Raw genomic sequence first — 23,229 nt, 5'->3', positions numbered from 1 at the left:
TTTATTGATAGATTTGCCCATCATGTTTGAGCCAACCGCTTTCATGACGACTTTGTGGATCACGATGAGTCCAGTGTAATACACCACCTTTAGGGTTGTATTCATATTCGCCATAAAACTCTACCACGTCACCTTTTTTTAAATTAGGAATTTTAGGTGCTAAATCGATATTATGTGCGACTAAAATTGAAAGGCCATTTTTTAAAACAAGAATAAATTTCTGGTGTCTCGACCCATCATTATCATCTTTTAAAATTGCTTTTACTCGACCACTTCCCTGCACTTGAACATTACTTTGTCTCTGCTCATGAGCAGCTTTTATGTTGTCGACTCCATTACTTGGTAATGTAGTTTCTGTATGCTGGGCTTCGGGTATGGTTGTTGACGGTAATTGATTTTGCTTATGCCCAGATAAATCTAGACCAAAATATCCAGCAACCAATAAAATAATGACACTGCCAATACTAAGATTTTTTTTATTTATCATGCTAAGCCCTCATTTTAGTTGAGATAAAAAAAGCCCCAAAGGGGCTTTTTTTATCGTGATACGAATTACTTCGCAGCAGCTTGAGCAGCAGCAACTTCTTCAGCGAAGCTAAGTTCTACTTTCTTCTCGATACCTTCACCAACTTCGAAACGTACGAAGTTAGCAACAGTAGTACCAGTTGCTTTTAATACATCAGCAACTTTTTTGTCGTTGTCGATTACGTACATTTGACGATCAAGAGCAACTTCGTTCAAATATTTATCAACAGAACCAGTTACCATTTTTTCAACGATATTAGCTGGTTTGCCAGATTCTAACGCTTTCGCTTCAGCAATTTCTTTTTCTTTAGCGATAAGGTCAGCAGGAACAGCTTCAGCATTTACAGCTACTGGGTTGAATGCAGCAACGTGCATTGCAATACCTTTACCAGTATCAGCATCACCAGTATAAGAAACTACAACACCGATTTTTAAACCGTGCTTGTAGATAGCCAAGTTTTCGCCTTCAACGATTTTCGCGCGACGAACTTGGATGTTTTCACCGATTTTTTGAACAAGTGCAATACGAGCTTCTTCAACTGTTTGACCGTCTGCTAATTTTAATTCAGCGATTTTAGCAGCATCAGTTTCGCCAGCAGCTAATGCTGCAGTAGCAACAGCTTTTGAGAAGTTAGAGAAGTTTTCGTCTTTAGCAACGAAGTCAGTTTGACAGTTAACTTCAACTAAAATTGCTTTGTTGCCTTCTTGAACGATTGTGATTGCACCGTCAGCAGCAATGTTACCTGCTTTTTTAGCAGCTTTAGCTTGACCAGATTTACGAAGGTTATCAATAGCAAGCTCGATGTCACCGTTCGCTTCTGTTAATGCTTTTTTGCATTCCATCATTGCAAGACCAGTACGGTCACGTAATTCTTTTACCATGCTTGCAGTAATTGCAGTCATGTTGATCTCCTAAAATCGGTAGAAAATAAATCTTTTCAACAAAAACGGCCCAAAGAAACTCTGGGCCGTTTGCACTCTCGACGCTTAATTTGCCACCATTACATGTCGCAAAAATGACAAGCCTGCGTCAAAACGCATTAAGCCTCAGAAGCGTCTTTCGCAGCGTCATCGCCTTTTGCTTGAGCGTTCGCTTGAGATTGAGCGTATTCTTTACCAGCAAGAATTGCGTCAGCCATAGCTGAAGCATATAGAGTTACTGCACGGATCGCATCGTCGTTACCCGGAATAACGTAATCAACGTTATCTGGGTTAGAGTTTGTATCAACGATACCGATAACAGGAATACCTAAGTTCTTCGCTTCTTTGATTGCAATCGCTTCGTGATCAACGTCGATTACAAATAATGCGTCAGGTAAACCACCCATGTTTTTAACGCCGCCTAAAGAGCGCTCAAGTTTTTCCATCTCACGAGCACGTTCTAAAGCTTCACGTTTAGTAAGCTTAGCAAAAGTACCATCTTGAGATTGAGTTTGAAGATCTTTTAAACGGTTGATAGATTGGCGAAGTGTTTTCCAGTTCGTCAACATACCACCTAACCAGCGGTGATCTACATATGGTTGACCAGCGCGTTGAGCTTGTTCACGGATGATGTTAGAAGCAGCACGTTTTGTACCAACAAACAAAACTTTGTTCTTTTTGCTTGCTAATTGGTTAGCGAAGTTCAAAGCATCATTTAACGCAGGAACAGTGTGCTCAAGGTTGATGATGTGAATTTTGTTACGCGCGCCAAAAATGTATTGACGCATTTTTGGGTTCCAGAAACGTGTTTGGTGACCAAAGTGCGCGCCAGCTTGAAGAAGGTCGCGCATGCTTACGTTGTAATCTGCCATTTTCTTTACCTTAAAGTTTGGGTTAGGCCTCCATATATCCGCATTCTCCACCCTTTTACAGGCACCCAGAGTAATGTGACGATATATGTGCGGATTTTTTACCCCATCTATCAAAATTGTTCGTAAAAGATATTCACGAAAAGCATTTGATAAAATGGGCGGCTATTTATACCATAGACACTTGTAAATTACCAAAAGTTTTTAGAGATCATGAACAGTACTTATACAGCTCCACGTCGATTAATCAAAACTCCAGATGAAATTGAAAAAATGCGCATTGCAGGACGACTGGCGGCTGAAGTTCTAGAGATGATCAAGCCCTATATTAAAGCCGGTGTGAGCACACTAGAACTTGATACCATCTGTCGTAATCACATTGAAAATGTACAACATGCTATTCCTGCCTGTGTCGGCTATGGTGGCGCTCCTGGACGCCCTGCTTTTCAGCACTCTATTTGTACTTCGGTTAACCATGTTGTCTGCCATGGCATTCCTTCTGAAAATAAAACCTTAAAAAATGGCGACATCCTGAATATTGACGTAACTGTGATTAAAGATGGTTATCACGGCGATACAAACATGATGTATATCGTCGGTGGTGAAACTTCTATTTTAGCCAACCGTCTATGTAAAGTTGCTCAAGAAGCAATGTACCGAGGTATGGCAACTGTTAAAGATGGTTCATATTTAGGTGATATCGGCCATGCAATCCAGAAATATGTCGAATCAGAGCGTTTTAGTGTAGTACGTGAATATTGTGGTCACGGTATTGGAACTGTGTTCCATGATGAGCCTCAAGTATTACATTATGGTCAAGCCGGTACTGGTATGCGTCTGGAAGCAGGTATGACTTTTACCATTGAACCAATGGTAAATGCAGGCGTATGGCAAACTAAACTGTTAGGCGACAAATGGACTGTGGTAACGAAAGACCATAAACTTTCAGCTCAATATGAACATACTATTTTAGTGACTCAAACGGGCATTGAAGTTTTAACTGCACGCCCTGAAGAAGACTTATCTCGCTTCAACTAATAGTTTAACTACATTTAATAAAAGGCTACTTTATGTAGCCTTTTATTATTTATTATGTATTTTTAATTAATAAATATTGCTAAATATAAACAATTATTTCAAAAAAAATTACAATTATTAATTTTTAATAAACAATCATTTTAATAAAACGCGGTATGGTTGGCTCAATAAAAATCAGTAAACAAATGTCGGACATGGAGTCCTTTTATGATGAAAAAGTCATTATTTTGTATGACAGCTGCCTTTTTTGCTCTGCCAACAGTCACCTCTGCCGCTTCCCCATATTTTAGTTTAAAAGATGGTGATGGCTTCAAACGTTTTTCAGTCTCTGCTGGTCCCTTATATGTCAAGCCTACAGGAAAAGCTCAACCTTTCAGAATTAATACTTCTGTTAAAGAGAATGAGCAGTCTAAGGTCGGAGATATTAAAGTAAAAACCATTCAAGATAATATTTCGGACAGTAATAGTAATGTTGTGCTGGAAGAGCTCATTGATGTTATTGGTTTAGGTACTGATACTATTCCCGCATGGTTAAGTGGAACAGCTGAAATTCGCGGTTTAAGTCAGTGGGAAGCTGAGAATACAGGGCTAGAGGCCGATGACGTTACTACCTTAGGACTCATGAGTAATTACTTTTTTACAGATAATTTTTCATTGGAGTTAAAAGCTGGTATTCCCCCTAAAGTTGATCTACAGGGTAAAGGTAAAATTTATGCACCTTTTTCTGCTACTGCAAAACCTGCTGGTGGAATCCTTGGTTCGATGGAACTTGAAAATAATCTTTTCATTACAGATCTTGAAGGACATGGAAGTGCCGCTTCAGCACGCGCTTGGACACCCGCATTTGAATTTCAATATCATTTCGGCAAAACTGGCGTAAATAAATTTAGACCTTATGTAGGTCTAGGTGTGATGTATGCCTATTTTAGCGAATTAGAAATGAACCCAGAAATTGAGAAAGATTTAGTCAATGCTGGCCATATGATTGTGAATATTAAAGATGGTAAATCAGGAGCTGCTTTAGAAAGAAAAACTAGCTCTGGTGATCCAAAAGTTGACCTTGAAGCATCCGATGCTATTGCTCCAGTAGCAACTTTAGGATTTACCTATGACTTTAATGACAAATGGTACGCTGTAGGTTCTGTCTCTTATGCTCACTTAAAAACAGATACGACCATTACAGTGAGCGACGCCAAATATGGCGAATTAATTAATGCAAAAGCAGACATCGAAATTAACCCAATTTTAGGTTATGCAGGGATCGGTTACCGCTTCTAACTTTTGTTTTATATAAAGCTATAAAAACTTATGCACGTTTTTATAGCTTTCTTTCAATCTATAAACATCTACAAATTGCTTCTTTTTAAATCAAAATGCTAAAAAAATGAGCATTTTTTATAAACACAACAGATAAAACTAACTCCCTATACTCTTATAACCCTCCTCTCGTTTCGATCTTCTTTTTTTAGTTATTTTTATCTTCACAAACTAACTTAATAAAATTAGAAAGTAATTTTTTCTTTTTAGTAAAATTCATTTTTTGGCACGCTCTTTGCTTTATTCACTGCATAATGAATCAATGATGATTCAATGAATAAACCAAGACGGCCAACGATGTCCGCTCTGATCGGTCTGCAGATAGGCAACTTATTGCCATGCAAATTAAATTTCGTTCAGTTCAGGGGGACGGCGTATGTCTTCAAATGTAAATCTAGATGCAAAAAAAGCAACTGAGATTAAATTATTCAGTTTTTCAACTCCAGCAATGCGTGCCTTCCACATGACATGGCTCGCTTTCTTTGTATGTTTCTTCGCATGGTTTGCGTGTGCACCATTAATGCCCGTTATTAAAGGTGAGTTTGGCTTAACAAAAGACCAAATTGCCAATATTAATATTGCTGCTGTCGCCATTACGATTTTAGTTCGACTTATTGTCGGGCCACTCTGCGACAAATATGGTCCACGTATTACGTACACCACCCTCCTATTAGTTGGCAGTATTCCAGTATTTGGTGTAGCTGCTGCCAATAGTTATGAATCTTTTCTGTTCTTTCGCTTACTCATTGGCGCAATTGGCGCAAGCTTCGTAATTACGCAATACCATACAAGCGTTATGTTTGCTCCTAACGTTGTAGGCACAGCAAATGCAGCAGCGGCTGGTTGGGGAAATGCTGGTGGGGGTGCAACTCAAGCATTAATGCCTTTATTGCTCGGTGCCATTGTGATGTTTGGTGTTGAGCAAGCCATGGGATGGCGTGTGGCATTAATTGTACCCGGCGTAATGATGGTTATTGTCGGCATCCTTTACTGGAAATTAACTCAAGATTGTCCTCAAGGAAACTTTAAAGAAGTCCGCGCGCAAGGCATTGATGTTGGTAGTGGTAAAAAAGGCGGTACAGCAATTTTAATGCAAGCCGCTCGCAACTACCGTGTCTGGATTTTATTTGTAGCTTACGGCGCATGCTTCGGTATTGAAATTTTTATTCATAACGTTGCAGCAATGTACTATGTCGATCAGTTCAAAATGGATTTGAAAACTGCTGGTTTAACTGCTGGGATATTTGGTTTACTGGCATTATTTGCTCGTGCACTTGGCGGGATCATCTCCGATAAAGTTGCACTCAAAAAAGGATTAGATGGTCGTACAAAAGTACTCGTACTCATGATTTTAGGTGAAGGTTTATTCTTAATACTCTTCTCACAAATGAATGTGGTTGCCCTTGCAATCATTTCTATGACCATTTTTGCACTGTTTACTCATATGGCTTGTGGTGCAACTTATGCACTCGTACCATTTATTGACCGTAATGCATTAGGCGGCGTTGCAGGAATTATTGGTGCAGGTGGTAACGTTGGTGCTGTCGCAGCAGGGTTCTTGCTCAAAGGATTGCTTGATATTCAAACTTGTTTGTTTATTTTAGGTGGTTTAGTTATGGTCGCAGGCTGTAGCGTAATTTTAATTCGTTTCACCACCGAACATAAAGAAAAAGAACAAGTTCTTTTTGAACAAGCATTACTTGAACGCAATTCCGCAGCTTAATTTTATTGTTTATAAGAAGCAGAGATCAAATAGGCTCTGCTTCTTTTCTTTTTTTCACAAAGCAATACAACCCTACTTACTCTTTAGCTCACCTTAAATATTCTATCCAAACATATCGATATTACTCGATATATCTTCTACAATAAATCATCACATTATTATAATTTTCCATTAATCATGACTAAAACTGGCAATCAATTTTCTCAGCCCCTCATCTATATGTTGATTGGCAGTGCAATTATTCTAGCTCTTTCTCTAGGAGTCAGACATGGTTTTGGACTCTATCTGGTACCGATGAGTCATGAATTTGGTTGGGGGCAACATGTCTTTAGTCTTGCGATTGCTATGCAAAACTTGATCTGGGGAGTCGTTCAACCTTTTACCGGCGCAATCGCAGACAAATATGGTAGTAAAATTGTGGTCGCCATTGGTGGGCTATTTTATACCCTCGGCTTACTCTTAATGGCTTTTAGTTCAAGCGTATTAATCTTAAATTTAAGTCTGGGGCTAATTATTGGCTTAGCTTTATCAGCAACCTCATTTACGGTTTTACTCAGTGCAGTAGGTCGAGCTGCTCCACCAGAAAAAAGAAGCATGGCAATGGGTATTGCGAGTGCTGCCGGATCTTTCGGTCAGTTCATTATGTTGCCATCTACCCTGCTCTTACTTAAAACAGTGGGATGGTCAGCAGCCCTAATGGTGAGTGCACTATTAATTGCTTTTATTATTCCGCTAGCGCTTATGTTAAAAGGGTCAAGCAATCAAACACCAAAAGCAATTGCTCAGCCTCAACTCACATTTAAACAAGTGCTTAACATTGCCAGAAAACATAAGCCCTTCTGGTGGTTAGCTTTAGGCTTTTTAGTTTGTGGATTCCAAGTTGTCTTCTTAGGCGTTCACTTGCCAGGTTATTTAATCGACCATGGATTTGACGCGGCTACTGGCACTGTATTTCTGGCATTGGTGGGGTTATTTAACGTAGTGGGAACTTACGGTGCTGGTTGGTTAGGAGATCGTTTCTCGAAACCTAAATTATTAATGGCGCTTTACGGCAGCCGTGGCATCGCAATCATTGCCTTTTTACTATTACCTTTAAGCACTTATACGGTATATGCTTTTGGCGTCATTATGGGCCTTTTATGGCTCTCTACAGTTCCGCTCACAAATGGCATTGTGGCAAATATGTTTGGCGTTAAATATCTTTCGATGCTGAGTGGTATTGTGTTTTTCACCCATCAAGTCGGTTCTTTCTTTGGTGGATGGCTTGGCGGCGTTAACCATGACTTAACAGGTAATTACAATGCGATTTGGCTATGTTCTATAGCCTTAAGTATACTAGGAGTGATCGTACACTTCTTTGTTAATGAGGGGGCAGTTATTCATGACGCATAATGCCTTACTTTTGAAAACAATTATGACTTTTATCATAGCTGCGCTTTTGGTACTTTCTATAATTTTATGGAAACAGACACCGGATTTATTTGAATATTTTAACCAAGCGTTTTGTGCCCACTAAAATATAAAGCACGTAAATCACTCATTAGAACTGTCATAAAAATATAAAAATCTTATGATCTAATGCAAATAAAAAAGCCCGCAGATTTGCGGGCTTTTTTATTAAAAACTTATTTAAAATCAAAACAAGCGATTCATACCATTGAGCGCAGCTACGCGATATGCTTCAGCCATTGTTGGATAGTTAAATGTCGTTTCAACAAAATATTTCAAGGTATTGTTTGGGCTGTGCATAACTGCTTGCCCAATGTGGATAATTTCAGCAGCGTTATTACCGAAACAGTGAATACCTAAAATTTCCATTGTGTCGCGGTGGAAAAGAATTTTTAACTCACCCACTGTATCACCCGTAATTTGTGCACGAGCTAAATGACGGAAAGATGCTTGACCTACTTCATACGGAATTTTCTCTTCCGTTAATTCCTGTTCATTTTTACCAATTGATGAGATTTCCGGAATGGTATAAATACCAGTTGGGATGTCTCGTACTGGTTTAGCATCTTCACCACTCATGTTTGCGCCAGCACAGCGCCCTTGGTCATAAGCAGCCGAAGCTAAGGAAGGCCAACCAATCACGTCACCAGCAGCATAGATATTTTCAACTTCAGTTTGGTACTGATCATTTACTGAAAGTTGACCACGGCTATTTGGTACTAACCCAACATTCTCAAGGCCTAAGCCTTCCGTATTACCTGAACGGCCATTACACCAAAGAATGGCATCAGCTTTAATCTTTTTACCACTTTGTAAATGTAGAACCACATGGTCATCAAACGTTTCAAGATGATCCATTTGTTCATTGTGACGAATTAATACACCTTGTTCACGTAAGTGATAAGACAAAGCATCAGCAATTTCATCATCTAAATAGCTTAGTAGTTTTTGCTGTGTGTTAATCAAGTCAACTTTATGGTCTAAACCAATAAAGATTGAGGCATATTCACAGCCAATAACACCTGCGCCGTAAATAATGATTTTTTGAATTGAGTAATCAAGATCAAGAATTTTGTCCGAATCAAATACGCGAGGATGGTCAAAGTCGAGACCTTGCGGATGATAAGGACGACTACCTGTCGCAATCACAACTTGTTTACAAATAATTGTTTCTTTAATGCCTTCATGGCTAAAAACTAAAACTGTATTTTTATCTTGAATATATGCACGCCCGTGGAATACACCGATCTTGTTACGGTCATAAAAACGTGTATGTGTATCAACCTGTTGTTGAATCACTTTATGTGCATTACGCAAAACCTGTTTCATGGTGAACTGTTTCCATTCACCTACTTTTTGAAACATTGGATCACGCTGATAGCGGATAATACTAGAAACTGTTTGACGTAATGCTTTACTTGGAATGGTTCCTACATGCGCACAGTTACCACCGAGTTGATCACGCACATCTACAATTGCAACACGCTTACCCGCTTTTGCAAGCTTCATTGCCGCGCCTTCACCTGCAGGTCCAGAACCGAGAACTACCGCATCGTATTTAACGAAATTCCCACTAACGACCTCTTTTTTACGTGGCATTGAAAGCTCCTTCCTCTCTTGAATGACCATATTTTATAATAGATTATGACTAATATGCGGTGAATTTATGTATTTCTCAACCCTATATTTCTGAATAACCACATTTATTATATGAATAGTTATTTTCCGCTATTAACTGAAGAACTTCGCTATAATACAATGTCAATGTCTCTATAAACGAGTGGAAAAGTTAAATATGTCAGAACACCGTAAACCTGAACAGGGTGTAAAACTTCGTGGCGCAGAAAAAGTCGCAAGAATTCCTGTAAAAGTTGTACCTACGGTTGAAGTGCCGCGTAAACCTGACTGGATTCGTGTCAAGATGACGGCACCAGAAGAAGTTCAGCGTATTAAAACGACTTTACGTGCTCAAAAACTCCATACCGTTTGTGAAGAAGCAGCTTGTCCTAACCTCCCAGAATGTTTTGGTGGCGGTACGGCAACATTCATGATCATGGGCGATATTTGTACACGCCGTTGCCCTTTCTGTGATGTTGCACATGGTCGTCCAAATGCATTAGATGCTGACGAACCTCGTCACATGGCAGAAACCATTTCCAATCTGAAACTCAAGTACGCAGTAATTACTTCTGTTGACCGTGATGACTTGCTTGACGGCGGTGCACAACACTTTGTGGACTGTATTAAAGAAGCTCGTGCGCTTAGTCCAACTACATTGCTTGAGATTTTAGTACCAGATTTCCGTGGACGTATGGATATTGCTTTACGCATTATGACTGAATGTCCGCCAGACGTATTTAACCATAACATTGAGACTGTACCTCGCTTATATAAAGCCATGCGTCCAGGTTCAGACTATCAACATTCTTTAACCTTACTCAAAATGTTTAAAGAATATTGCCCTGACATCCCAACAAAATGTGGTTTGATGGTGGGTATTGGTGAAACTGAAGAAGAAGTCATTGCATTACTTGATGACCTACGCGCTCATGATGTGGACTATGTCACTATTGGTCAATATTTACAGCCTTCTAAACAACACGCACCAATTGACCGCTTTGTAACACCAGAAGAGTTTGAACGTTATGCAGAGCATGGCCGCAAACTTGGTTTTAGAAATATTTGGTCTGCACCAATGGTTCGTTCAAGTTACTTTGCTGATCGTCAATACCATGGTGAACCAGTACCAGAAGTTCGTCGTAAAGTAGACCCTGCTAAGAAAATTGCTGTTCAGGTCGTCGAAGCTTAATAAATTAAATATCTATAAAAAGCCCTCTGTATTAGAGGGCTTTTTATTTGTATAAGAAAATCAATAACATTTCTTGACAAATCAATAAAATAACCCCTTACACTTTCACTCAAAAATATCTTATACCTAAAAGTACGATATATCCCTGCTCTAGCATATACATCAATATTTGCGACATAAAAACTCAAATTTAAACAGCAACAAAATAGCTAGTTAAGCCTTAAATATCTCCTCGCTTTTGTAACTTCATCCACTTGAGGGCTTAGCTAGAAAGGAGCAAGTATGATTTTCCTACTCTTTATATTAAGTATTATTATTCAGCTTATTGCAGTATGGGCAATTTTCTTTTTTAACTTAAATAAAGTTCTTGGTAGCGGTGTGGCCATTATTGTTGCCATACTTTCGGCGTTCTTGCTAACACCATGGTCTCTGCTTTTAGGTATTCCAATTATTGCGCTCAGCATCATTATTTTAGTTGAGCCTTTACGATTTAACCTAATTACCAAGCCAGCCTATAAGACTTTAGCGAATTCAATGCCGAGCATTAGTACCACCGAACAAGAGGCTTTAGAGGCTGGTACCAGTTGGTGGGAAAAAGAGTTATTCATGGGAGCACCTGATTGGTCTCAATTTGAAAAGTATCCCTACCCAACTTTGTCAGAAGAAGAGCAAAGTTTTATAGACAATGAAGTTGAACTACTTTGTAGCATGCTCAATGAATGGGAAATTCATCATCACTTAAAAGATCTTCCTCCTGAAGTTTGGCAATTTATTAAAGATAAAGGTTTTTTAGGCCTCATTATTCCAAAGTCTTTTGGTGGTAAAGAATTTAGTTCATTCGCACAAAGTCGCATTATGAGCAAAATTGCTTCACGCTCACTCACCACTGCGGTGAGTTGTATGGTTCCAAACTCGTTGGGACCGGGTGAGCTGCTTATGCATTACGGTACCGATGCTCAAAAACAACAATATCTACCCGGTCTTGCCAAAGGTGAAGAAATTCCGTGCTTTGGTTTAACCAGTCCAGAAGCGGGTTCAGATGCAGGTGCCATTCCAGATTCAGGCGTTGTTTGTTACGGCGAATATGAAGGTGCTCAAGTTCTTGGTCTTCGCATGAATTTCTCTAAACGCTGGATTACGCTTGCTCCGATTGCCACCGTTGTTGGCCTCGCATTTAAACTTTATGACCCAGAAGGTCTACTCGGCGATAAAAATAAAACAGAATACGGCATTACCTGTGCACTCATTCCTGCAAGTCATTCAGGCATAAAAATAGGAGCGCGTCATTTTCCAGGTTCTCCATTTATGAATGGAACAGTAGAAGGAAAAGATGTTTTTATTCCAATTGACTGGATTATTGGTGGACAAGAAAATGCTGGTAAAGGCTGGCGCATGCTGATGGAGTGCTTAGGTGTTGGCCGTGGTATTTCCCTTCCAGCTCTAGCAACAGCTGCAGGTGAAATGAGCTACCTCACCGTAGGAGCTTTTGCAAAAATTCGCCAGCAATTTAATATCTCTGTTGGTAAATTTGAAGGTGTACAAGAAGCTACCAGTGAAATTGCAAGTGATGCCTACATGCTTGAGGCATTCCGTTATTTAGTTACTTGCGGATTAAATCAAGGTGGAACACCTGCCGTGATGACCGCTATGGCAAAATATTATGCAACTGAAACGATGCGCAAAGTTGTCAATCACGGAATGGATATTGCCGGAGGACGTGCAATTCAACTTGGGCCACGTAACTTCCTTGCACTCACCTATCAAGCAATTCCAATTGCAATTACAGTCGAAGGCGCAAATATTTTAACTCGTTCATTGATGATTTTTGGACAAGGTTCAATGCGTTGTCACCCTTACCTTTTTGAAGAGTTGCAACTACTTCAGTCTGAAGATAAAAGCACTTCAGTCAAAAAATTCGATGATCTGTTATTTAAACATTTAGCCTATACCTTTAACCGCGGAGCAAAATCCTTTGCTTACGGTTGGACAGGTGGTTCAAGCGATGCTCCTCAATCAGTAGATCAATTTACTGCCAGTTACTATAAGACGATTAACCGTTTTAGTGCCAACTTTGCTTTAGTTGCAGATATGGCGCTTGGCTTACTTGCAGGAGACTTGAAACGCAAAGAAATGTTATCAGGACGCTTGGCAGATATTCATGCTCACCTCTTTATTTCTACTGCAATTTTAAAGTTTTATGAAGCTGGTCAAAAAACTGAAGCTGAACAACTTCACGCTAAATTAGCTCTGCAAAAAGCTTTCTTGAATATTCAGGAAGCATTTTGGGGCTTATTTGAAAACTTCCCAGCTAAACTCCCAGCAGCATTTGTAAAATGGATCTGTTTCCCTTTTGGTCGTGTCATTTCAAAACCCGATGATGAGTTAAAAAAGCAAGTTGCTGAACTTATGATGCAAGAGCATCCTTTTAGAGAACAGCTTAAACATCACGTATTTTATTCAACCAAAGCCGATGATGTGACTGGTCGTTTAGAGCATACATTCCAAATTTTACGAACCCTTGAACCACTTTGGGATAAGTTTAAAAAAGCTGAATCTAAAGGGAAATTTAAAGGACTTACTTTCGAAGAGAATATTGAACACGCGATAAAAGAAGGTTTCATTTCTGAAAGCGAAGCTCAACAATTATTGCAATACAACGCAATTCGATTCGACAGCATGCTTACAGATATTTTTGATGAAAACTTAAATAAAGATCTTCCTTTATCGAACCCTCATCAAATTTAGTGACTGATGCCTCCACTAATTCACTATTGCAATCACTTTTGATTCGCATTAATTAATAAACAGCCATAAAAGCGTCAATCGACGCTTTTATTTTTAGGAGAAATTAATGTCTAAGCAAGATTACGAAAATGGATTAAAAGTTCGCACAGAAGTAATGGGAGAAGCTTTTGTAAAACGTGCCCAAGAGAATACCGTACCATTTACTCAGCCATTGCAAGACTGGATTAATGAACATGCATGGGGTTCAACTTGGCAACGTGAAGGCGTATTACCGCGTAAATATCGTTCATTAATTACTTTGGCAATGTTAACTGCACTTAAGTCACCAACTGAACTCAAAGGCCATGTTCGTGGCGCTCTCAACAATGGTTGTACAGTTGAAGAAATTCAAGAAACGTTATTGCATAGCCTGCCATATTGCGGTGCCCCTGCTACTCAAGAAGCCTTTCGAGCGGCTTTAGAAGTGATTCAAGAATACCAACAAAAATAACTTTAATATGAGCCAGCACTCTACTGGCTCTTTTTTATCTAATTCAATTTGATTGAATGCATTTGAAAATTACGATCATCAATCACGATAGCCTGACGACAAATCCCTTCCACTTGACGTTGCTTTTCAAAGACTGCCACTGACATCGGTTCAAAACTATCAAAAAAACAGATTTCATTTTGATCTATAGAATAAATGAGTGACTGATTTCCGATACCCTCTAAAGTGTCATAATACACAATCACCATTTTTCCATTTTGAATTGCAGCTTGAATATCCTGATAGCTTAACGCTGGGCCCGTTGGTATTTTCAATACATTTGCTTCTTTATAACTCATACGTTCGCTTGGGCTAATATTTGGGTCTTTATCTGAATGAAATGAAACCTCAAACCCAAATTTTTTTAAAGCAATAGCCAAGGCAATTGTATAGGTGCCGTCTTCATCATATCGACAAATTTGAATCAGCTCGGAAATATCAATTTGAACCCCATGATGCCGAAGTACCATCCAAACCGCAAAAACACCGCTATTCGCTTCGAGGTTTGCCAAAGATTCGGGAATATTTAAGGCCATAATTTAAATCTAAAGTCGTAATTAAGCAGATAATAAACAAAACTGGATTGGCACTAAAAGCTTTTCCAAGTACAATGTTTCGCTAGTCGAGGGATGCTGCGACAAGTGATCGGCACTAAAGATCAATTTGCCAGGCTCGACAATCGGTTAAACGCTCGTTTTTAACCAACAACGGCATCCGCGAACAGAACGATCCATACTATTTTTTCCCTAGGAGATCCTGATGAACGCGGTTAATGCTTCATTTACAGATTATAAAGTTGCTGACATCTCACTTGCTGACTACGGTCGTAAAGAAATCAAACTTGCTGAAGCAGAAATGCCAGCTCTAATTGGTTTACGTAAACGTTATGCAGCTTCTAAACCACTTGCTGGCGCAAAAATTCTTGGCTGTATCCACATGACCATTCAAACAGCGGTTCTTATTGAAACGCTTATTGAATTAGGTGCTGAAGTTCGTTGGACTTCATGTAACATTTTCTCGACTCAAGACCATGCTGCTGCTGCAATTGCTGCTCGTGGTATTCCAGTTTTCGCTTGGAAAGGTGAAACTGAAGAAGAATATGTATGGTGTTTAGAACAACAAATTAATGTTAATGGTCAACCTTGGGATGCCAACATGATCTTGGATGATGGCGGTGACTTAACTGCTCTTGTTCATGACAAATACCCTGCACTTTTAGAACGTATTCACGGTATTACTGAAGAAACCACAACAGGTGTTCAACGTCTTATCGAAATGTGGAAAGACGGTTCTTTGAAAGTACCTGCAATCAACGTAAATGACTCTGTTACTAAGTCTAAAAACGACAACAAATATGGTTGCCGTCACTCATTAAATGATGCAATCAAACGTGCAACTGACATGCTTTTGTCTGGTCGCCGTGCGCTTGTGATCGGTTATGGCGATGTTGGTAAAGGTTCTGCTCAATCTTTACGTCAAGAAGGCATGATCGTTCGTGTAACTGAAGTTGACCCAATTTGTGCAATGCAAGCATGTATGGACGGCTATGAAGTTGTATCTCCATACAAAAACGGCGTACAAACAGGCAAAAAAGAAGATATTAACCAAGACTTACTTGGCAACACTGACCTTGTTGTAACTACTACTGGTAACTACCACGTATGTGATGCTGCAATGTTAGATAGCTTAAAAGCTGGTGCAGTTGTATGTAACATCGGTCACTTCGACACAGAAATTGATACTGCTTATTTACGTGGTTACAAGTGGGTTGAAGTTAAGCCACAAGTTCACCAAGTTTATCGTTCTGAAGATGAAAATAACTACCTCATTCTTCTTTCTGAAGGTCGCCTTGTAAACCTTGGTAATGCAACTGGTCACCCATCACGTGTGATGGATGGTTCTTTTGCTAACCAAGTGTTAGGTCAAATTCACTTATTCCAAGAGAAATTTGCTGACCTTCCTGCAAACGAAAAAACTTCAAAAATTCGTGTAGAAGTTCTTCCTAAGAAACTTGACGAAGAAGTTGCTGCGGCAATGGTTGCAGGTTTTGGTGGTGTACTTACTCAATTAACTCAAGAGCAAGCTGGCTATTTAGGTGTTGCTGTTGAGGGACCATTCAAGTCTGACGCTTACAAATACTAAGAACTTAAGGGCAGACGGTGAACCGACTGCCCTTTTTTCTAAAAATATTGTTTCGCTGTTTACAAGGATTTGACATGACTAAACGTATACCCATTTCTTTTGAGTTTTTCCCACCGAAAACTGATGCCGGTGCTGAAAAACTTCGTATTGTTCATCAAGAATTACAACTATTAAATCCTGATTTCTTCTCGATTACTTATGGCGCTGGTGGTTCTACTCGCGAACGTACTCTTGCTGCTATTGATGATTTCAATGGCAAAGGTACACCAGTTGCTCCTCACCTTTCATGCATTGGTGATGATAAAGCTCGTATTGCTGAGTTACTTGACCTCTATAAAGCGCAAGGAATTAACCGTATTGTCGCTTTACGGGGTGATTTGCCGTCTGGTCAAGTCGGACTTGGCGAACTTCCTTATGCTCAAGATTTAGTACGTTTCATTCGTCAGCATTCAGGTGATCATTTTCATATTGAAGTTGCAGCTTATCCAGAAATGCACCCTCAAGCTGAGAACCTTGATTCAGATATCCAACGTTTTATTGAAAAAGTACAAGCTGGCGCTAATGCAGGAATTACTCAATTCTTCTTTAATCCAGACTCATACTTTTATTTTATTGAGCGTTTAGAAAAAGCTGGAGTTAATATTCCGGTAGCTCCTGGCATCATGCCTATTACCAATGCCAGCAACTTAATTCGCTTTGCTGATGGTACGGGTGCAGAAATTCCTCGCTGGATCCGTAAGCAATTACAAGCCTATGGCGATGACAGTGAGAGTATTAAAGCTTTTGGTCATGAAGTTGTTGTTAAGCTATGTGAACGCCTCATTGCAGGAGGTGCACCAAGCTTACATTTCTATTCAATGAATCAAGTCGAACCAACTCGTCAACTCGTCGTTGATCTTGGTTTAAATTAATTTTGTAAGGCGTACCCAATGAATCGTTTTTTTATCGAAACTGAACTTGCTGTTAGCTCAACAATTCAACTGACAGAAACAGTATTTCATCATTGGGTGCGTGTTTTACGTGCACAATTACAAGAACAAGCTACTCTCTTTAATGGTCAAGGTGGCGAATATCTCGCGACACTAACCGAAATTAATAAAAAAAATGCGTTTGTCACGATTGAGAGTTTTAACCCTACTAACCGTAGTGCCCCTTTTAAAGCTGTCCTTGGTCAGGTCATGAGTAAAGGTGACCGAATGGACTATGCCATTCAGAAAGCCACGGAACTTGGAGTAAATCAAATTCAGTTGCTTACTAGTGAGCGCTGTGAAATGCGCTTAAAGTACGACCGAGATCAAAAAAAATTAGATCACTGGCAAGCTGTTGCAATTGCTGCTTGTGAACAATGTGGTCTTAATATCGTTCCAGAAGTGTTAGCGCCCATTTCTCTAAGTGAATGGTTAAGCTCTACTCAACTTCCCGCTTCAAAATTTGTTTTAGCACCAGAAAAAGAACAAAAAGATGTATTAGCAGGCATACAACCTGAACTTGCCTTATTGATTGGGCCAGAAGGCGGTTTAAGTGAAAATGAAATTACTCAAGCCAATCAAGCTGGTTTTATGAATTGGTGTATTGGTGACCGTGTCTTACGTACAGAAACCGCACCTGTCGTTGCCTTATCTATTTTAAATTATCGGTTTTTATCAACCTAAGTTCATTGAACATTGATTAAATCGTTATTTAAAGTTAATTTACTTTTATTGTATGAATAAAATTTCAAATTCTTTATCACTGATAAATCAGATTCTTTCTGTATATATGTAAAAAAATAGGATAGAAAAATCTTATGTCCGGGCTTCAGGAAGAATATTTACAGCATCAAACAAAAATTGAGCAGCTAAAACTTTCAATTCAATATATACGCTGGTATTTGATTAGCTTAATACTGTTATGTCTGATCTCATATGCTATTTTTTCTTATTATTTTTCATCTTCAATAACCATATTTAACTGGTCTATCGGCCTCACTATTGCATCTTTTACCTGTCTATTATTCGTTCCAAATATTTTAACCCACTATCGTACTATTAATTTTATTAAAAAAGCTGATCTTATATTACAAAGTATTTGTTTTATTTCAGGAATTTTATTAGGGATAACCGTTACAGTTATTCACTTCTATCTTCCTCAAGAGTTAGTTTCGTTACCAGATGCTCATATTTTAATTGCTTTGTTTATCACTTCTGCCCATATCATTGGCCTGACTTTTTTAACGCAACAACCTCGATACTTTTATCTTTTATTCATTCCCAGTACGTTACCCCTATTAATCGCTCAATTTACACATACTCCCATTGCTCAGCTACCTTTTTATTTCGCCTATAATATAGCTTTTGTAGCTACAGTACTCTGCGCATACGCAACTCAACGTAACTATCAAAAGATTTCTCAACTATTATTAAAAAATAAACAGCTTGTTCAAATTTCAGATCAACACACTCAGTGGGCTGAAGAATTATGTGTGCAACTTCAACAAGAAGTGAATAAATCTAAAGATATTGAAGCCCAGCTCCAATTTAATAACCATTTACTTGAGCAAAAGGTACGTGAACGAACTTACGATCTCACAAAAATGAATGAGCAACTCGAAAGCCATCACTACAATTTAGCTTTTGCACATGAAACAGCTGGCATTCGGCCATGGGACTGGGATATTGAAAATCAAAAATTAGAAATTACGTTTTTCGATCAACAAAAACAAACTCAGACGACCATTATTCATCTCAATACCATTTTAGACCGCATACATCCAAGTGATAAAAAGCTTTTTGACGAGCGCTTGAAACAACATTTGGAAGGAATTACAGATCATTTTAATGTCAATTTTCGAATTTTACGTCGTGATGGTTCTTGGCGATGGATTCATGATGTAGGCCGTGTCATTACAAGAGATCCTAAAACACAAAAAGCGCTTCGCATGGTTGGTATGACCCGAGATATACATCAAGAGAAAAAAGATCAAGAACACTTAAGACTATCGGCAATTGTGCTTGAGCAAGCTGCAGAAGGCATATTTATTTTAGATGAACACCTGAACTATATTGATATTAACCCTTACTACGAAAAATTAACCGGATTTTCTAAATCAGAACTCCTAAATAAAGAGTTATTTAGCATTACAATTAATCAAAAAGAACTACAACAACAATTTCATAGCTCAATTACCCAACAGCTCCTCGAAACTGGAGAATATATGGGCCAATTTGACGAAAAGTTTAGTTCTGGCAAAAGCGTATATTTGTGGTTACACATCAATGTGGTCAAAGATGAGTTCAATCAAATTACAAATTATATTGGATTTGCAAGGGATCTCTCTGAGCAAAAACGTCAGGAACAGCATCTATCCTATTTAAAAAATTACGATAGCCTCACTCACTTGCCTAATCGTCTTTACTATTACAACCAACTTCATCAATACCTTGTAAACCCATCATATAACATTAAAAACTTAGCATTAATACGAGTAAACATTGACCGTTTCAGAGCTTTTAATGAATTTTTAAATAATGATAGTGGTGATGAACTTCTTAAACAGTTTGCACAACGATTACGCTTAATCAATATTAATGCAATTTTAGTTGCCTATTTAAATAGTGACGATTTTGCAATTATTTATGAAATTTCCCCAATTCATCCAAATATTGAACAATATTGCCAAAATATTTTGCAGGCACTCAATGCCCCTTTTTATATTGATAATCAAGAATATTTCATTACCGCATCTATTGGCGTAGCATGCTTTCCTGAGCATGGACGACAAATTGATCATCTAAACAATCATGCAGAACAAGCACTTTCAGAAGCAAAACGCTTAGGAGGCAATACCATTTCTTACTATTGCAATCAAACAACTCACTCGTATAAATCTGCCGATTTAGAGCAAGAGTTACGTAAAGCCATTCAAAATGATGAATTTGTCGTTTATTACCAACCCAAAATCAATCTACAAGATCAATCAATTATAGGTTTTGAAGCATTAATTCGCTGGCAACATCCCGAAAAAGGATTAGTCATGCCAAATATGTTTATACCTTTTGCTGAGCGTAGTAGCCTGATTTCGGATATTGGTAAAGTCGTTTTAGATAAAGTTGGAAAACAATTACAAGAATGGAAAAGCCAAGGCTACACAAACATTCAAGTCTCTGTAAATATTGTTGCTCAGCAAATACATCGAGGCTTATTACTCAATGATATTGATGAAATTTTGCAGAAATACAATATACAAGGTTCAGATCTTGAACTTGAGATTACTGAGTCAGCCCTCTTGGACAATACCGATAACGTAAAAACGTTATTACATGCAATAAAACAACGAGATATTTCAATTGCGCTTGATGACTTTGGTACAGGCTATTCATCTTTAGCGTATCTGACAGAATACCCAATTGATGTATTAAAAATTGACCGTGCTTTTATTTCTAAAATTGGTGATCACAAACAAGAAGCCATTGTAAATGCCATGATTGCGATGGGTAAAAGTATGGGGCTTAAACTGGTTGCCGAAGGTGTAGAAACAGAGGAACAAGTTGCCTATCTACAAAAACAGCAATGTGATTTTTTACAAGGCTATTTCTTTAGTCGTCCTATCCCAGCTGAGCAGATTATTCCTTATCTACAAACAGATTCGCCTATTTCTTAATGGTTCTCACAGACTATTTTTACATATGCTGCTTTTTCCAAAAATGAGCGTTTTTGACTGTGAGAAATAAAGAAGTAGTGTTATATTCTTTAGCATTTAGCTCACCACAGGGCTATTGGCAATTCGTCTACTATTCTCTTAATTGGTAAAAATTAAAGCATAGTAGAAGAACCGAGTTGCCTTCCCCTGAATGAGTGATTTGACTAGTTTGCTTTTTTGTATCAAATAGAGACTCAGATGGACGATCAATCTTTAAAACAGGCCGCTTTAAATTACCATGAATATCCAAACCCAGGGAAAATCAGCGTCACCCCAAGTAAGCAACTTGTCAACCAACGAGATTTGGCTCTAGCCTACTCACCCGGAGTTGCTGCGCCATGTTTAGAGATTGAACGTGATCCTTCAACTGCTGCTAAATATACAGCACGCGGAAACTTGGTTGCTGTAGTCACTAACGGTACTGCTGTTCTTGGTTTAGGTAATATTGGCCCATTGGCTTCTAAACCTGTAATGGAAGGTAAAGGCGTTCTCTTCAAGAAGTTTGCTGGTGTTGACGTATTTGACATCGAAATTGCAGAAAACGATCCAGATAAAATCGTGGATATTGTTGCCTCTCTTGAGCCAACTTTCGGTGGTATCAACCTCGAAGACATTAAAGCGCCAGAATGTTTCTATATCGAAAAGAAACTTCGTGAACGCATGAAAATTCCTGTATTCCATGACGATCAACATGGTACAAGTATTATTGTAGGTTCAGCTTTGCTCAATGCATTGCAACTTGTAAATAAGAAAATTGATGAAATCAAAATCGTAGCTTCAGGTGCAGGTGCAGCAGCACTTTCATGTTTAGACTTGCTTTGTGCGCTTGGTGCTAAAAAAGAAAATATTATTGTTGCCGATTCTCGTGGCCTATTAACGACTTCTCGCGAAGGCTTAGACGAATCTAAAAAACGTTACGTTCAAGATATTACAGCATCTCAGCTTCATGAAGTAATGACTGGCGCTGATATGTTCTTGGGTCTTTCTGCTGCTGGTATTCTCACCAAAGAAATGGTGAAACAGATGGCAGAGAACCCAATTATTTTTGCTTTGGCAAACCCAGATCCAGAAATTTTACCTGAACATGCACATGAAGTACGCTCTGATGTCATTATGGCAACTGGTCGTTCTGACTATCCAAACCAAGTAAACAACGCATTATGTTTCCCATACATTTTCCGTGGTGCGCTTGATGTTGGTGCAACTACGATTAATGAAGACATGAAAATTGCATGTGTACATGCTATTGCGCGTATGGCTCATGTAGAAGCTGATGCAGCAACTTATGGTGAAAAATCTGCTTCATTTGGTCGTGACTATTTAATTCCACGCCCACTTGATCAACGTTTAATTTTAGAAATTGCGCCAGCTGTTGCTAAAGCTGCAATGGACTCAGGTGTAGCAACTCGTCCTATCGAAGATTTCGCTGTGTATCGTCAAAAATTGTCTGAGTTTGTATATAACTCTGCATTCTTGATGAAACCAATTTTTGCTCAAGCAAAAGCTGATCCAAAGCGTATTGCATATGCGGAAGGTGAAGACGAACGCGTATTACGTGCAGTACAAATTGCTGTTGATGAAGATTTAGCTAAACCAATTTTAGTAGGTCGTACTGCTGTAATTGAAGCAAATATCAAAAAATTAGGCCTACGTTTACAACATGGCGTAAATATCGAGATTGTAGATCAAGAACAAAACCCGATGTATGAAGAGTTTTGGAAAGACTACTATCAAACAATGCAACGCAAAGGCATCACTGTTGAATATGCTCAACGTGAAGCTCGCCGTCGTTCAACGTTAATTGCATCTCTACTGGTTAAATTCGGTAAAGCAGACGGTATGTTATGTGGTACTTACAGTAGCTATAACATTCACCTTGACTTTGTACGCAATGTCATCGGTCTTAAAGAAGGCATGAATAACTTCTTCACGTTAAATGCATTAATGCTTGAAGATCGTAATTTATTTATTGCAGATACATATGTAAACACGAATCCGACTGCTGAACAACTTGCTGAAATGACTATTTTGGCAGCCGAAGAAGTACGTCGCTTTGGTATTACTCCACGCGTAGCACTTCTTTCTCATTCAAGTTTTGGTAGCGACCAAACTGATTCAAGCGCTCAAAAAATGCGTGAAGTTTATCGTATTTTATCTGAACAAGCTCCTGAGCTTGAAGTTGAAGGTGAAATGCATGGTGATGCAGCATTAGACGAAAATATTCGTCAATTTGCATTCCCTGGTTCACGTTTTAAAGGTTCTGCAAACTTGCTCATTATGCCAAACCTAGATGCAGCAAATATTTCATTTAACTTGTTGAAAGCGACTTCTGGTAACAACGTTACTATTGGTCCAATTTTGCTTGGCGCAGCAAAACCTGTTCATATTTTGACACCGACAGCAACGACTCGTCGTCTTATCAATATGACTGCTTTAACTGTTGCGGAAATCCAACAACAAGAAAAGTAATTTAGAAAGAGCTTT

At 38.7% G+C, this 23,229-nt stretch carries 17 protein-coding genes; 12 read left to right on the top strand and 5 right to left on the bottom strand.

What is annotated here, in order from left to right:
• Position 1: 1 nt before the first annotated feature.
• From MKL38_RS06440 to rpsB, 3 genes are all read right to left on the bottom strand, one after another.
• Positions 2-487: a DUF3465 domain-containing protein gene (locus MKL38_RS06440; RefSeq protein WP_270902842.1), complete on the bottom strand. Its 486-nt coding sequence runs from the start codon at positions 485-487 to the stop codon at positions 2-4.
• Between the two features lie 65 nt (positions 488-552).
• On the bottom strand, positions 553-1,428 hold the full coding sequence (gene tsf, locus MKL38_RS06435) for a translation elongation factor Ts (protein WP_151743292.1): 876 nt from the start codon (positions 1,426-1,428) through the stop codon (positions 553-555).
• Positions 1,429-1,565: 137 nt separating this feature from the next.
• A complete protein-coding gene (gene rpsB, locus MKL38_RS06430; RefSeq protein WP_002118204.1) occupies positions 1,566-2,318 on the bottom strand; it encodes a 30S ribosomal protein S2 in 753 nt (250 codons plus the stop codon).
• Between the two features lie 210 nt (positions 2,319-2,528).
• Between rpsB and map the strand changes: the two genes are divergently transcribed.
• The 4 genes from map (at position 2,529) to MKL38_RS06410 (ending at position 7,785) form a co-directional block, all read left to right on the top strand.
• The gene (gene map / locus MKL38_RS06425) at positions 2,529-3,353 is read left to right on the top strand and encodes a type I methionyl aminopeptidase (protein WP_004790999.1); all 825 of its coding nucleotides are present in this window, start codon (positions 2,529-2,531) and stop codon (positions 3,351-3,353) included.
• A 207-nt stretch (positions 3,354-3,560) separates the two neighbouring features.
• Positions 3,561-4,631, top strand: coding sequence for an OmpW/AlkL family protein (locus MKL38_RS06420; RefSeq protein ID WP_003650621.1), 1,071 nt, complete (start codon positions 3,561-3,563; stop codon positions 4,629-4,631).
• Positions 4,632-5,046: 415 nt separating this feature from the next.
• The gene (locus tag MKL38_RS06415) at positions 5,047-6,393 is read left to right on the top strand and encodes an MFS transporter (RefSeq protein WP_209831201.1); all 1,347 of its coding nucleotides are present in this window, start codon (positions 5,047-5,049) and stop codon (positions 6,391-6,393) included.
• 177 nt (positions 6,394-6,570) lie between these two features.
• A complete protein-coding gene (locus MKL38_RS06410) occupies positions 6,571-7,785 on the top strand; it encodes an MFS transporter (protein WP_270902841.1) in 1,215 nt (404 codons plus the stop codon).
• Positions 7,786-8,028: 243 nt separating this feature from the next.
• On the opposite strand, the gene sthA is transcribed toward MKL38_RS06410, so the two are convergent.
• Positions 8,029-9,441 carry a Si-specific NAD(P)(+) transhydrogenase gene (gene sthA / locus MKL38_RS06405; protein WP_003650611.1) on the bottom strand — a complete coding sequence of 471 codons (1,413 nt, stop codon included), beginning with the start codon at positions 9,439-9,441 and terminating at the stop codon, positions 8,029-8,031.
• Positions 9,442-9,637: 196 nt separating this feature from the next.
• Between sthA and lipA the strand changes: the two genes are divergently transcribed.
• The 3 genes from lipA (at position 9,638) to MKL38_RS06390 (ending at position 13,886) form a co-directional block, all read left to right on the top strand.
• Positions 9,638-10,651 (top strand): lipoyl synthase, encoded by a 1,014-nt coding sequence (gene lipA, locus MKL38_RS06400; RefSeq protein WP_003650609.1) that lies wholly within the window; start codon positions 9,638-9,640, stop codon positions 10,649-10,651.
• 282 nt (positions 10,652-10,933) lie between these two features.
• Entirely contained in the window at positions 10,934-13,396 is a 2,463-nt protein-coding gene (locus MKL38_RS06395) for an acyl-CoA dehydrogenase (RefSeq protein WP_270902840.1), read from the top strand.
• Positions 13,397-13,502: 106 nt separating this feature from the next.
• Positions 13,503-13,886 (top strand): carboxymuconolactone decarboxylase family protein, encoded by a 384-nt coding sequence (locus tag MKL38_RS06390; protein WP_000043120.1) that lies wholly within the window; start codon positions 13,503-13,505, stop codon positions 13,884-13,886.
• A gap of 38 nt (positions 13,887-13,924) precedes the next feature.
• Here MKL38_RS06390 and MKL38_RS06385 read toward each other — a convergent pair whose 3' ends face one another.
• Positions 13,925-14,461, bottom strand: a complete 537-nt coding sequence (locus tag MKL38_RS06385; protein WP_270902839.1) for a cysteine peptidase family C39 domain-containing protein — start codon at positions 14,459-14,461, stop codon at positions 13,925-13,927.
• A gap of 223 nt (positions 14,462-14,684) precedes the next feature.
• On the opposite strand from MKL38_RS06385, the gene ahcY reads away from it, so the two are divergent.
• From ahcY to MKL38_RS06360, 5 genes are all read left to right on the top strand, one after another.
• Positions 14,685-16,067, top strand: a complete 1,383-nt coding sequence (gene ahcY, locus MKL38_RS06380) for an adenosylhomocysteinase (RefSeq protein ID WP_270902838.1) — start codon at positions 14,685-14,687, stop codon at positions 16,065-16,067.
• A 74-nt stretch (positions 16,068-16,141) separates the two neighbouring features.
• Entirely contained in the window at positions 16,142-16,978 is an 837-nt protein-coding gene (gene metF / locus MKL38_RS06375) for a methylenetetrahydrofolate reductase [NAD(P)H] (protein ID WP_045430027.1), read from the top strand.
• An 18-nt stretch (positions 16,979-16,996) separates the two neighbouring features.
• Positions 16,997-17,719 carry a 16S rRNA (uracil(1498)-N(3))-methyltransferase gene (locus tag MKL38_RS06370; protein ID WP_270902837.1) on the top strand — a complete coding sequence of 241 codons (723 nt, stop codon included), beginning with the start codon at positions 16,997-16,999 and terminating at the stop codon, positions 17,717-17,719.
• 134 nt (positions 17,720-17,853) lie between these two features.
• Positions 17,854-20,706, top strand: coding sequence for a putative bifunctional diguanylate cyclase/phosphodiesterase (locus MKL38_RS06365; protein WP_270902836.1), 2,853 nt, complete (start codon positions 17,854-17,856; stop codon positions 20,704-20,706).
• Positions 20,707-20,943: 237 nt separating this feature from the next.
• Entirely contained in the window at positions 20,944-23,214 is a 2,271-nt protein-coding gene (locus MKL38_RS06360; RefSeq protein WP_003650593.1) for an NADP-dependent malic enzyme, read from the top strand.
• Positions 23,215-23,229 lie beyond the last annotated feature (15 nt).

Source organism: Acinetobacter sp. AOR14_HL (genome assembly GCF_027855175.1).
GTDB lineage: Bacteria > Pseudomonadota > Gammaproteobacteria > Pseudomonadales > Moraxellaceae > Acinetobacter > Acinetobacter calcoaceticus.
Note: the sequence above shows the minus strand (reverse complement) of the source record. Positions and strands in the feature narration are given on the sequence as shown.